The 12237-nt window shown below is 63.3% G+C and carries 17 protein-coding genes; 12 read left to right on the top strand and 5 right to left on the bottom strand.

Translation table 11 applies throughout. The features are described 5' to 3' along the window. Nucleotides 1-13 precede the first annotated feature (13 nt). The 9 genes from PQ457_RS06630 to PQ457_RS06590 all read left to right on the top strand — a co-directional run bounded on the left by PQ457_RS06630 (nt 14) and on the right by PQ457_RS06590 (nt 4130). A complete protein-coding gene (locus PQ457_RS06630; protein WP_273618942.1) occupies nt 14-235 on the top strand; it encodes a hypothetical protein in 222 nt (73 codons plus the stop codon). 136 nt (nt 236-371) lie between these two features. Next, nucleotides 372-548: a hypothetical protein gene (locus PQ457_RS06625; protein WP_273618941.1), complete on the top strand. Its 177-nt coding sequence runs from the start codon at nt 372-374 to the stop codon at nt 546-548. After that, nucleotides 545-1051 carry a hypothetical protein gene (locus tag PQ457_RS06620; RefSeq protein ID WP_273618940.1) on the top strand — a complete coding sequence of 169 codons (507 nt, stop codon included), beginning with the start codon at nt 545-547 and terminating at the stop codon, nt 1049-1051. Before PQ457_RS06625 ends, PQ457_RS06620 begins: the two co-directional genes overlap by 4 nt. 64 nt (nt 1052-1115) lie before the next feature. Continuing rightward, nucleotides 1116-1403 (top strand): hypothetical protein, encoded by a 288-nt coding sequence (locus tag PQ457_RS06615; protein WP_273618939.1) that lies wholly within the window; start codon nt 1116-1118, stop codon nt 1401-1403. Beyond that, nucleotides 1396-1809, top strand: coding sequence for a DUF7694 domain-containing protein (locus tag PQ457_RS06610; RefSeq protein ID WP_273618938.1), 414 nt, complete (start codon nt 1396-1398; stop codon nt 1807-1809). Before PQ457_RS06615 ends, PQ457_RS06610 begins: the two co-directional genes overlap by 8 nt. 125 nt (nt 1810-1934) lie before the next feature. Further along, the gene (locus PQ457_RS06605) at nt 1935-2165 is read left to right on the top strand and encodes a hypothetical protein (protein ID WP_273618937.1); all 231 of its coding nucleotides are present in this window, start codon (nt 1935-1937) and stop codon (nt 2163-2165) included. Nucleotides 2166-2348: 183 nt separating this feature from the next. After that, nucleotides 2349-2645, top strand: a complete 297-nt coding sequence (locus PQ457_RS06600; RefSeq protein WP_273618936.1) for a hypothetical protein — start codon at nt 2349-2351, stop codon at nt 2643-2645. Nucleotides 2646-3058: 413 nt separating this feature from the next. Next, entirely contained in the window at nt 3059-3925 is an 867-nt protein-coding gene (locus tag PQ457_RS06595) for a DUF6551 family protein (protein WP_273618935.1), read from the top strand. A 1-nt stretch (nt 3926) separates the two neighbouring features. Next, nucleotides 3927-4130, top strand: a complete 204-nt coding sequence (locus tag PQ457_RS06590; RefSeq protein ID WP_273618934.1) for a helix-turn-helix transcriptional regulator — start codon at nt 3927-3929, stop codon at nt 4128-4130. A gap of 477 nt (nt 4131-4607) precedes the next feature. On the opposite strand, the gene PQ457_RS06585 is transcribed toward PQ457_RS06590, so the two are convergent. Then, a complete protein-coding gene (locus PQ457_RS06585; protein ID WP_273618933.1) occupies nt 4608-5675 on the bottom strand; it encodes a serine hydrolase domain-containing protein in 1068 nt (355 codons plus the stop codon). A gap of 142 nt (nt 5676-5817) precedes the next feature. Here PQ457_RS06585 and PQ457_RS06580 point away from each other — a divergent pair, with 142 nt between their 5' ends. Then, nucleotides 5818-6303, top strand: a complete 486-nt coding sequence (locus PQ457_RS06580; RefSeq protein WP_273618932.1) for a MarR family winged helix-turn-helix transcriptional regulator — start codon at nt 5818-5820, stop codon at nt 6301-6303. Between the two features lie 190 nt (nt 6304-6493). Here the strand turns inward: PQ457_RS06580 and PQ457_RS06575 are convergent, their stop codons facing one another. The 3 genes from PQ457_RS06575 to PQ457_RS06565 all read right to left on the bottom strand — a co-directional run bounded on the left by PQ457_RS06575 (nt 6494) and on the right by PQ457_RS06565 (nt 8738). After that, nucleotides 6494-7750, bottom strand: a complete 1257-nt coding sequence (locus PQ457_RS06575; RefSeq protein ID WP_273617548.1) for an IS701 family transposase — start codon at nt 7748-7750, stop codon at nt 6494-6496. Nucleotides 7751-7913: 163 nt separating this feature from the next. Continuing rightward, nucleotides 7914-8144: a helix-turn-helix domain-containing protein gene (locus PQ457_RS06570; RefSeq protein ID WP_273618931.1), complete on the bottom strand. Its 231-nt coding sequence runs from the start codon at nt 8142-8144 to the stop codon at nt 7914-7916. A gap of 12 nt (nt 8145-8156) precedes the next feature. Next, the gene (locus PQ457_RS06565; protein WP_273618930.1) at nt 8157-8738 is read right to left on the bottom strand and encodes a DUF2975 domain-containing protein; all 582 of its coding nucleotides are present in this window, start codon (nt 8736-8738) and stop codon (nt 8157-8159) included. Between the two features lie 97 nt (nt 8739-8835). On the opposite strand from PQ457_RS06565, the gene PQ457_RS06560 reads away from it, so the two are divergent. Beyond that, nucleotides 8836-10026 (top strand): serine hydrolase domain-containing protein, encoded by a 1191-nt coding sequence (locus PQ457_RS06560; RefSeq protein WP_273618929.1) that lies wholly within the window; start codon nt 8836-8838, stop codon nt 10024-10026. A 144-nt stretch (nt 10027-10170) separates the two neighbouring features. Further along, nucleotides 10171-11223, top strand: coding sequence for an NAD(P)H-dependent flavin oxidoreductase (locus tag PQ457_RS06555; protein ID WP_273618928.1), 1053 nt, complete (start codon nt 10171-10173; stop codon nt 11221-11223). A 109-nt stretch (nt 11224-11332) separates the two neighbouring features. Here the strand turns inward: PQ457_RS06555 and PQ457_RS06550 are convergent, their stop codons facing one another. Continuing rightward, complete coding sequence (locus PQ457_RS06550; protein WP_273618926.1) at nt 11333-12229, bottom strand: alpha/beta fold hydrolase; 897 nt, start codon at nt 12227-12229, stop codon at nt 11333-11335. Between the last annotated feature and the right edge of the window lie 8 nt (nt 12230-12237).

The following is a 12237-nucleotide window of genomic DNA, read 5'->3' as shown; positions in this document are numbered from 1 at the left end:
TATGGAGCCGATCATGGCCAGGAGCAAAACCGCCCCCAAATCACCCGAACCGACCATGCCCAACACCCACTGGACGGTGCAGCGCTCCGGCGCGGGCCTGTCGGTCGCGATCACGGATCCGCATGGCCGCGTGCTGCGCAAATTCACCAGTGTGGAGCGGATCGCGGCCACGCCGGAAGGTCGGATCATGGCCCATTTCCGCAACGGCGAAGCGCTGGATCTCGCGCAGGTCTGATCCTGCGCGCCACGCTCCAGCCCCGCACCCTCGCCTTCGGCCTGGCCTTCTGGGGCATCCTCCATCTGGTCGACCGTGTGATCGCGGGCGTGGTGCAATGCGCCGCGCTCGGCTGCCTGCCGAATGGAGGTGGCCTGTGACCCACGCCAACGCCAATCGCGCCCCCTCGATCCGCCGCCGCCGTCTGGCCCGCGTGCCGCTGCTGGGCAGCTGTGATTGCCCCGAATGCCGCGCCCTCGATGCCGCCCACCCGGGCGAAAACTATCAGCTGGCACTGCCCACGGCACAGTCGGAAAAGGACGCGCGCGCATGAGCACCTATGCCCTCACCATCATCGAGCCACAGCTCTCCCGGATCATCGCGGGCGACCTCACCGTTGTCTGGCGTGTCGGGATCCAGATGCAGGCCTATAGCCCCAGCGATTTTCTCTGGGTGCGCGAGCCATATTACCTGCCCAAGAGCAAGGCTCATCTGGCGCCCAGCAGCGCGGCCGCGCGGGGCGTCACGCCGATCTATGCCGCAGACCTTACGCCGCAGAGCCCCGCGCCTGAAGGTTGGCTGGGCCCCTTAATGAAGGCGCGCACGATGCCACGCGCTTGGCATCGCCAGCATCTGCTGATCGAGGCAGTTGACCACACGCGCCGTCTCCATTCGATCACGGCCGATGAAATGGCGGCCCAGGGCTTTGCCCACCTCAACCACTTCATCGGCTGGTGGAACAAGGCCGCCAGTCTGGCGGGCCCTGCTTTCCGCTGGGACCTCAACCCGCTGGTCACCGCCATCACCTTCGCCCGGATCGGAGCCCCCCTGCCATGACCGAAGCGAGCACAACACCACAGGCACTGCTCCCAGGCGAGCCGAGAGGATGGAGACAGGGGTAATGGCCGAACCGGTTTCCTTTCCCGGCGCCAATTTCACTTTTCGCGGCGATGGCGAGGTGGTGCTGGATCTGCACGTTTTCCGGCAACCGCGCGGCCCGGCCAATGTCTCCTGCTGGCGCCTGACGCCTGAAGAGCTGGCAGAGATCAACCGCACCGGCTGCGTCTTCCTGACCGTGATGTCGGGCTCGATCCTCTATCCCTGCTTTGTGGGCAGCGAGAGCGAAACCCGCGCTGTGGTGGCCGACACCGGCCCGGTCTGGGATCGAGAGGCATCAGACCATGCGTGACCTTCGCACCCTCAACAAATTCCGCGATCGCGGCTCTGAAATGGCCCTGTGGGGCTGGTTTGACGACAGCATGGCGGCCTTAGGCGGCTATTTCCATATCCCCTCCAAGGGAACGGCATTCGGCCTGCGCGTGATCGCTTCGACCGCTCAGAACCCTGAAGCGCAAGGCTGGGATCACGTCTCCGTCAGCCTGCCCAACCGCTGCCCGACCTGGGATGAGATGGAGTTCATCAAGCGGATCTTCTTCCTTCCCGAAGAAGTCTGCTTCCAGCTTCACCCGGCCGAGGCCGATTACATCAACAACCATCCCTACTGCCTGCACATCTGGCGCCATGCTACGATGCTGGTCCCCCTGCCACCGCCTCATTTCGTCGGCCGCAAAGAGCTGGGGGTGCTGGGCGCATGAACCTGCTCGATCTGATGGGCGATGCCACCCCAGCGCCGGCGCAACCGGCCCGATCAGCGCCGTCGCGGCGCCCCTCACCTGGTCCCGCCGTTGCCCGCCGCTATACCCCTCGCCCCGTCCGGCCGATGTGGCGGAACGGCGCGCCCGTCCCCGGCAGCGATGTCGGCTATGTCCCGCATCAGCCCGGCGATCTGCGCTGGCTGACCCATGCCTATGCCGCTGACGGCCAGCCGCTAGGTCGGTGGTTCCGGTGGGGCGATTCTCCGGACGGCTGGATGTGGATCTGCATTGATCCGCGCGATCTGACCGGCATCAACGCCCTGCCCGACACGCCCCCGACCCAGGGACAGGCATGACAGACCTGTTCGCCCATGCCGCATCGCGCCGGTTCGCAGCGCCCCCTCCGGCGGCCGCGCGGCCGAATTGGAAACCGGAAGGCTGCGCCGATTGCGGCCTTCTGCATCCCAGTTTCAGCCTGAACGGCGCGCGCGGCCCCTGGCGCTGCGGCGACTGCCATCAACAGGCAAAGGAGGCGCGCCGTGGCTAAAACTCTCTCCGCTGCAACCATGCTAAAACTGGCCGAAGCGCGTCAAATGGTGCTGGATTGCATCGCTGCCGAGTTCACCTCAAAGTTCATCATCCGCCGCCTGCAGTCCGAATTTGGTGCCAGCTTTCGATATGCCCGCGGCACTACCGTTCTGCGCTGCGCGCGGGTTGAGGTCTGCAATTCGTCGGGCAATGAGATCGCCATGCTTGCCGCATGGGCGGCCCGGGCCGACAGGCTTTTGGACCCAAAGCACAATTGTCAGACAATACCGATGACGAGGACTGGCTAGTGGTGTACGGCGCCCCCGCCAGAGCGGCCAAAGCGATTCCCTGCATGGGTAAGAGGAGCGATTTTAGCAGTCGCTGCTCCGATACAGCTCTTTCCGTGCGGCCACAAAGCCCAACGGGTCGCCATGCCCCGGTCAGCGTCAAAGGCGCGGCCGGGGCATACCCTGTTGTGCTTCTGCCTGAGCCGCCCGCCGACCGTGTCTTGGCCGTCATTGATGATTGCTGGAGCCGAGGCTCCGGCCTCGGCGAAGCCGTCAAGTCTGTGCACCGCCATACCCAAATCCGGATCGATGCCGACCAGGTGCGCCGACGATTTGTGGTGCTGGCTGACCTTTGCGTCCGATCCCCGCCGTGACCTGCTTCGCGCCCCGATGATCGACCTCAAATGCCCGCCCGAAAATTAAACGAGGCTGCCATGGACCGTAACACTGCCCCCCGGATCAAATGCAATCCCATCAAGGGCCGCCGCCCTGTCCTGCAGAATCTGGCCTGTCACGAGCTGAAGATCGATCACGGCTATCAGCGCGCGATCGACAATGGCCAGAGCAAGCAGCTGATCGCGCGGATCGCGCGCGATTGGGATTGGGCCATGTGCCAGCCGCTGGTCGTGGCCGAGCGGTCGACGGCCGAAGATGAGCTGTTTGTCATTGATGGCCAGCATCGGCTGGCGGCGGCTCGCCTGCGCGGTGATATCTATGAGCTGCCCTGCGTGGTCGTCCGCACCAATGGCATCGAGGCCGAGGCGGCCATGTTCCGCCAGATGAACGGGACCCGCCAGCCGCTTTCCCGCCTCGATCTGTTCAAGGCTGCGCTTGCCTCGGGCGATAGCGCCGCGCGTGCGCTATCGTCGGCGATCGCTGCGGCGGGACTGAAGCTGGCCACCCACACCAACAATGCTTCATGGGGCCCGGGCGTCATCGGGAATATCGGATCGCTGTCAAAATCGTGGAAGTCGCCCGGCCCGGCAGCGACGAGCCTTGCGCTTTACGTTCTGGGCGCCGCCTGGCGCGGCCAGCCGCTCCGCCAGTCGGGGACGCTCTTCCCCGGCATTCTGGCGGTCTGTGCCGATGAGCTGAAAAAAAACGCCCGCCTGACAGCGGAAAGCGAAGAGATCGAGATGCTGGCAGAAATGGTCGGCGAAGCGCCGCAGGAGCAATGGCTGCGCGACATTCATATGGTTCGGGCGGACAACCCCGGTCTGGTGTTCGAAGCTGCGTCGCAGCGGATCTTCCGCAAGGCCTGGGGCGAGCTGATGGCCGAATTCGCCGGGGAGGCTGCCTGACATGAGCCAGCCGACCGTCGAACGCCTCCTGCCGATGCGGGAAGTCAAAAGCATCACCGGCGCCGGAGCCACCACAATCTATCGATGGATCCGGCAGGGCCGGTTTCCGCGCCAGGTCCAGATCATGCCCGGCGCAGTCCGGTGGCGGGAAAGTGATGTGATTGCCTGGCAACAAGGCCTCTCCAGCCGGCCAAGCACCACATAAATTTGGGGGTATACGCGGGGGTATCGCTCGCGAAATTTTCCAAAAATATAATATTTTTGAGGTCTTTATGAAAATTCAGCGCAACCGTCCCCAGGCACCATTTTCCTCCTTCCAAGCACATCTAAAGCCACCCGTAAAATACGGGATTCCGGCATTTTTATCGGCCTGCCAATCCGATAGCTTCCGGGCGGGTCCGGTTGCACCCGGACCATCTGACGGCGCTCTTGTTGGTATGCGCAATCATACAGTCAGGGCGATACCATCATGGTTCTCACCGCAATGGCAATTAATGCCGCGACCCCAGTTCTGAGCATAGGGTGCTGACGCCGAACAGCCCCACCACCATCGCCGTTTTGCGGGCAAAGCCTGTTTCTCGATTTCGATGAAACGCTGGTGGACACATAGCGCCGCGCAATCTGGTGGATCGAGAGATGATCGAGGTGGCCCGCCCGCGCGACTACGCCATGGACATTCACGTCAGGCGAGCATCCGGGCAGCGATCGCCGTAAGCGCGGCGCGGCTCTCGCGGGTGGCCGACAGATTGCTCAGGATGACGATGCCGGTTCGCCGCGCGGGTTCCAGATAGGCCATGGTGAACACGCCGGGATCCCCGCCCCAGTGGTTTATGCGTGGGATCCCCTCAAGCAGCGATTGTTGCCAGCCCAGACCCTGGCCCGTCAGCCAGTCCGGCAGGCCGGGCAACTTCTGCATCGCAAGCATTTCGGCCATGCCTGCTTCGCTCAACAGCCTCGCGTTCCGCGTTGCGCCGCCATTGGCGGCCGCAGCCATCAGCACTGTGAGGTCGCTGACCGATGCGCGGATCATCCCCGTCGACCAGTCGGGAAAGCCCACCGGCTCAACCGGCGTGACAGTTCCGCTGATGAGGTCATAAGGGGTGGCGCGGAGCCGTTCCGCCGTTCCTGAGATGGTCCAGGAGATATGGCCGAGCCCGAGAGGCCGGAACAGGCGTTCACGCGTGAGGTCCCGCATGTCCTGCGCGGCGATCCGTCCGACGAGATAGCCCAGCAAAGCATAGCCGATGTTGCTGTAGTCCCACTGAGTGCCGGGTGGACGCTTCAAATTGCCGTTACGCGCGTAATGCCCCCCGGCGGCGAGATATTCGCGCAGCAGCGTACCGATCTGCATCGGCGAATCGCCACCGCGTTGCCGAAAGTCGACCTCGTAATAATACTCATCGGAAATGCCCGACATATGCGCCAGCAAATGCCGAAAGGTGATCGCCGCCGCCCCCTCTCCCAGAATCGCGAAGTCGAGATGGCGCGCGATGGGATCGTCGAGCGCGATCTTGCCCTCGTCAACCATCAGCATCACGGTCTGCGCGGTGATCACCTTGGTGATCGAAGCGATATGAAACATGGTATCGCTCGTCGTCGGCCGATGCCGCCGCAGATCGGCATAGCCGTAGGCGCGGGTGAAGGACACCGCGCCCTCACGCGCAAGGCCCAGAGCAAGGCCGGGTATGCGCGCGGCTGCCATCTGGTTGGCCACGAATGCGTCGAAATCATCAGTTGCATGGACCGACAAGGGAAGAAGCGCCCCGGCAAGGCCCGCAGCCGTTTTGCCAAGGAAAACGCGCCGCGAGTCATGCATCATCGCCTATTCCCATTCCATGATCTTTCGCTATATATGTAGGCGCCTACGTAAATGTCAATGACGAGGGGTAACGATGAAGGATTATGTGGCGCAGATGCAGGGCGCAGCGCTCGGCGCGCGATTGCGGCGCCTCAGCGCGGCAATCGATGCCGACGCGACGCGCATCTATGCGACTATGGGATTGAGGTTCGAGCAACGCTGGTTTGGCGTGATCAACCAACTTTCGCTGAACGGATCGATGTCGGTGAGCCAACTGGCCGCAGCGTTAGGCATAAGCCACGCATCGGTCAGCGAGACGCGGCAGTCGCTTGAAAAGGTGGGCCTCGTTCTGTCAAAACCCGATCAGCATGACTCGCGCCGTCGAACCTTGGCCTTGTCGCCATCGGGAGAAGCTCTGGTCGACCGGTTGCGGCCGCTGTGGAATGCTTTCGACGAAGCCGCACGCGATCTCGACGCCGAAGCGGGTGAGGTGATCCAGGCTTTGGCGCGTCTTGAACAGGCGCTGGCGCGGCAATCGCTTCATGACCGCATCGCCGCCCGGACCGGCCCTCGCGGTTAAAGCCCGACGGCTGACTGAAGAATGCGGCCCGATCATCAAGACCATCCCAAGGCGCCCCATTCAGGCACGAGAGATGCTGCCCGTCGTGCAAAGACCTCTCCGGCACTACTTTGGCAGAAAAGTGATTTCAGCGCCCTGTAGCGTGCAGCCGCAATGTGGACAATGGAGCGATTGCGACTGATGTAGGCGATCAAGGATGGCTTGCCGGACTGCTGGCAGACTGGGTTGAGGGGGCGGTCCGGAGACTCTTTTTTTTCCGCCCCGCTTGGGCGAGGCGGCGATATTGCAGGAAGGCGTAGGCCATCATCGTCATTAAGGCGTGTCGATGAAGGCCGGTCCAGGAACGCCCCTCAAAGTGGTCCAGGCCCAACTCCTCCTTGAGTTGCTGGTGGGCTTGCTCACAAATCCATCGAGCCTTGATGGCCCCGGCGACCTCCTTGACCGAGGTATCGCCGGGTAGGTTCGAGAGATAGTATTTGCGCTCCCCGTTCGAACGATGTTCGCCCACCAACCAAACTTCCTCGCCGGGCATATGCTGTGCGCCAGCGGCACCTATTCGCTGCGGCGCGCCATCGGCGATGCGCACGCGCATGGCAGCGAAGCGCGCCACCAGGCGCCCTTTGGTTCCTCGGCGCCAACTCACCTGACGCCACTTGGCATTCTCAAGCATGGTGTGGGCCGCGACCGACTTGATGTCGGGCACATGGCGCAAGCGCGGTCGTCCACGCCCCGCTACGGGGAAAACCAGTTTTACGTCAGCAGGGTAAACCTTCTGATGTTTGGGAATGCCCACGGCCCAGCGCAGCCCGCGTGCGCTCAAGGCCTGTCTGAACGGGGCTGACAGGCCATAGCCCGCGTCGGCCAGTACGCAGCCGAAACGCACACCGGCAGCAACAATCCGGTCGATCTCGTCGATCGCGATGGAAGGCTTGGATTTGGGCTCACGAAACTCCGCTGGAACGCCAGCTTTGGCCATACGGCTATCATCCTGGGTCCAACTGTCAGGCAGGAATAACCGCAAGCTCAGCATGACGGGCACTTCGCCCGACGCCAGCGTCACCGAGACCATGGTCTGGCAATTGGCCTGCTTGCCAAGCGTCGAGGCATATTGGGGGGCGACGCCAACCGAACTGGTGCCCTTCTTGGGCATGGACGTATCATCGATGATCAGCCAGGCCTTCTCCCCGCCCACGAGCGCATCGGCTTGCTCCCACAAAGCGGTTTCCAGAGGCGCGCTGTCCCAGACGCCAGCGCCGATGAAATGGTGGAGGCGGTCATAGCTGATCTCACTGGCTCTGGCGGCCATCGGCTGAATGCTCTTGCGATCACCCGGCCCAATCAATCCGGCAATATAGGCTGGACACATCCGCCGACGCGTCTTGTTGCCAAGGCCCTTGAGAAATGGGTCAAGCCAAAGCTCGAGATCCGCCTGCCAATCCGCGTCCATCGCCAGCCTCCACTAAAGCTGGTTCCTCATGAATCACGCATCCGCCGCAAAGGGAATCCCAAAAATCACTTTTCTGCCAAAGTAGTGCCGGGATTAATCGATGCGCTGAACAAGCCGATCCACCGCGACCTCGCCACAGCAACCCGGCGCTTGTGACAGCCGTTCATAACCTCTCTTCTGCCCCCGGAACGGCGCGTTCGTAGCGGAGCAGGTCGCCGGGCTGGCAATCGAGAAAGTCGCAGATGCGTTCGAGCGTTTCGAAACGGACGCCTTTCACGTGCCCCTTCTTGAGAAGCGAGAGGTTCGCCTCGGTGATCCCGACATATTCGGCGAGTTCCTTCGACTTGACGTTGCGCTCGGCCAGCATGACGCCGAGACGGACCTGGATTGGCATGTCCGGCTCTCCTCAGACGAACTGATCGTTCTCGGCCGCGACGTCGGCTGCTTCGACCAGCACGCCTGCGATGATCGCCACCATCCCCGCGAACAGCAGCGACAGCACAGTGTCCGAGCCAAGGTTGAGCGCCAGAGCGCGCGTGTGAGCGGGTGAAAGCGAACTGAGCAGCAGACTGAGTATGGCCCCGGCCACCGGCTTGAGCAACGCCGCCGCCGCGACACCAAGCGCGAAACCACGCAGGCTTCGGGCAGCATCAGCGGAAAAGATGCGCCCAGCCGCGAAGCAACCAAAACAGCGCCGGGCGCTCAGCAGGCTGACAATCAACGCACCGAGCGGGATCATGGCGACCGCGAAGGCGGCGAACCGCATGGCAACCCCGATATCCGTCGGCGGGGCAAGGGCCAGACCCGCATGGCGAAACAGCGTGCTGGCCGGTGTGAGGCACCAGTAGAGCAGCATCGCGATGCCAAGCAGCACCGCCACCGCCACACTGGCCGTCGCCATCAACCCGCTCAGGCGGCGAACCCGATCAAGCCGGATGGCGCGGGGATCATCATGTCGCGCCGTGGCGCATATGCCGGATGGGTCCATGGCAACAATCTCCTTGTGAGGCCATTCTATATCCTATAATTTCTGTTTTACGATAATATATTCTCGATCAACACTAAATCTCTCACAAGGAGATGCCATGCCGATTTCCCGAATCAATCCCGAGGCGGCAGCCGGACCCTTGCGCTCACGCCGAAAAATGCTGCGCGATGCTGTTGGCGTCGCTGGCGCATTGGTGATCGGTTCGCGAACCGAGGCGGCTGATTATCGCGCCGTGCGCTGCTCGGCGCGCGCGCCCTATTCCGGGGCGCCTTTGCATCCGCCGGTAGATGCCGTTGAATTGGCGGAGATCCCCGACCGGCCCCTGCCCGCTGCGACAATGGCGCTTCTTGATGCCGCCTTCGCCCGGCTGAAAGACTACACGTCGGCGCCCGCTTTGTCCGCCGCCGTGGCCTGTCCCGGCGTGGGCCTGTGGCATCGGCAATCGACACAGCCCGAACGCCCGATCCTGTGGTGGGCAAGCGTCGGCAAGGCGTTCACCGCGACCGTGGTGCTGCAACTGGTGCAGGAAGCGAAACTGTCGCTGGACGCGCCGGTGTCACGATGGATTGAGGGGGTGCCGAACGGGAATGTCGTTACCCTGCGCGACCTCCTCGCCCACACGTCCGGGCTGTTCAGCGCCAACGAAGACATGGTCGTGCGCGCTCATCCCGGCTACCGCGATCCGGCAACGATGCTCGCCATCGCCGGTCGGCACGGCGCGATGTTCTGCCCCGGCGAAAGGTGGCGCTATTCGAACACCGGCTATGATGTGTTGGGCATGATCGTCGAAAGGGTCGAAGGCCGCCCCATCGACGCAGCGATCACGGCTCGGATCATCGCGCCCCTTGGCCTGCGGTCGATGCGCGCGCTTTCTCCCGGCCGGCAGGCGGGCGATGTTTCTCCGCCCTCATCGACGCAAGGCCAGACCATGGACCCAGGCTGGGCAGGCGCCGCCGGCCCTGTCGTCAGTGATGCCCGCGACATGGCCTTGGCCTGGGCGGCCCTTCTCGATGGACGTTTTCTGCGCAAAAGCCTGCGACAGGAAATGACCGCGACCCTCTATCCGATGTTCGACCCCGGCACCTATTACGGGCTCGGCATGATGGTGTTCGAAGTGCCGGACGGGCAACGGACGCTTCGCTGGATCGGCCACGCTGGCGGCGCGCCCGGCGCCAGCGCCATTGCGATCTACTCGCCCGATGACGGCGCCATCGTTACGGTCGCCCTGACCGGGGATGGTTCCGCGACGGCCTGCGCGAACTTGCTCCTCAAGGCCCTCAGACCATAGCGGAAAGACCGCATGGCAGTCGTGCCCGCCATCGATGCCGGGCGGGCATCACCTGCCGTTGGTTCATGTTGAAGACGCCCGCGTCCGCCTTAACCAGCGTTTCGTTTCCATCGCATTTTCCGATCACTTTGCTATGATGAAAAGATGTCGCTGCTGGAAACCCTCCAGATACCGCTACCCATCGTGCAGGCGCCGATGGCTGGCGTGTCCACGCCCGAACTGGCCGCCACCGTCAGCAATGCCGGCGCGCTTGGCTCGATCAGCGTGGCCGCCACCGATGCACTCGGCGCACGGGACATGATTGCCGGCGTGCGCGCCCTCAGCAGTCGCCCGTTCAACGTCAATGTCTTCGTTCATCAACCAACGGCTCAGGATGCCACCCGCGAGGTCGCGTGGCTCAAAGCTATGGCGCCGCTGTTCCGTGAATACGGCGTGCAGCCTCCAGCTGTCCTGCGCCCGATCTACAAGAGCTTTGTTGAGGACGACGAGATGTTGGCGCTGCTGGTGGAAACCGCGCCGGCCGTCGTCAGCTTCCATTTCGGTTTGCCCGATGCCGGACGGATCGCAGCGCTCAAGAACGCGGGATGCGCGCTGCTGGCCACTGCGACCAGCCTCGAGGAGGCGCGGGCAGCAAAGGCAGCAGGCATCGATGCAGTCGTCGCTCAGGGCTGGGAAGCGGGTGGGCATCGCGGAGTGTTCGATCCTGACGCTCCCGATGCTCGTCTTGGAACCATGGCGCTGACCCGGCTGCTGGCAAGCCGCAGCGGCCTGCCGGTCATTGCTGCGGGAGGTATCATGGATGGCAGCGGCATCCGGGCGGTGCTCGAGCTTGGGGCCATTGCAGCCCAGTTGGGAACGGCTTTTGTCGCCTGTCCAGAAAGCAGCGCCGATGCAGCCTATCGCGAGGCGCTGGCCGGTCCCGCCTCGATGAACACGGTCATGACCTCCGCAATTTCCGGACGGCCCGCACGTGGACTGCCGAACCGCTTCACCCAATGGGGGGAAAGCGTTGGCCTGCCGCATCCAGGCTATCCGATGACCTATGACGCGGGCAAGGCGCTCATGGCCGCGGCGAAGGCAGCAGGGGAGACCGGATATGCCGCGCAATGGGCCGGACAGGGCGCATCGCTGTCACGCGCTCTGCCTGCTGCCGAGCTCGTCCATCGTCTGGCCGAAGAGTTGGGCCTCCGAAACTGAGCGAAGTTGCATCCGCCGCCAAACTGGACATTGGGCATCTCAGCATGGGACGTCAGAACCTGCCTTAGGTTACAATCTACAGACAGTGACCTGCACCCCCATTCATGCCTCAACTGCCGCGCACAGGCTTCGTGCCCTGCACCATTTGGATGATGGCATCGGTGATTGCGGCATGAAAAGGTCGAGCCAGATCATGCCCCATGCCTTTGATCGCCAGCAGGCACGCGCCGGGAATGGCCGCAGCCGTATCCTCGCCATGCGGCAAAGGAAACAAAGGGTCAGCCGTGCCATGGATGACGAGTGATGGCGCGGTGATTTCGGCCAACCGTTCCCGGCGATCTCCGTCCGTCGCAATGGCTGCCATCTGGCGCGCTGCCGCTCCAGGATGCCAGCCACATCGCAACTCTTCGAGAATGAGGGCACATTGCCCGGGCTCATCGAAAGGCAGACATGGCGCTGCGATCTGCCGGGCGAACCTCAGGCAATGAGCAACATATCCAGCCTCATCGACACGCGGATCAGGCGAAGGCCCCATCATCATTGCCATAACATCCGGCTCAGGCGCAGGCAGGCGGGGATTGCCCGAACTCGCCATGATCGAGGTGAGCGAGAGCACGCGTTCGGGATGACTGCTTGCCATGATCTGCGCAATCATGCCGCCCATCGAGCGACCGACCACATGGGCGCGCTCGATATCCAGCGCCTCCAGCAGCCCCAGCGCATCGGCGGCCATATCCTCCAGCGTGTATGGGATCAGAGGCTTCCTGCCCGCCATCATAGCGGCGAAATCAGGTGTACCCGCATGACTGAAAGAAGTGGACTGGCCGCTGTCGCGATTGTCGAAACGGATCACGCGCAGCCTCCGGGCGGCGAGATCCTGGCAAAAGGGCGCGGTCCAGCGGATCCTCTGCGTTCCCAAACCGGCGATCAGCAGGACAGGCGTGGCATCCGCCTCGCCAAAGCTGTCAGAGGCCAGTTCCACGCCATTGGCCTGAATGATGGGCATGACCTCAC

Source organism: Novosphingobium humi, assembly GCF_028607105.1.
In the GTDB taxonomy this organism is placed as follows: Bacteria; Pseudomonadota; Alphaproteobacteria; order Sphingomonadales; family Sphingomonadaceae; genus Novosphingobium; species Novosphingobium humi.
This window is presented reverse-complemented; position numbering and strand designations above follow the sequence as displayed.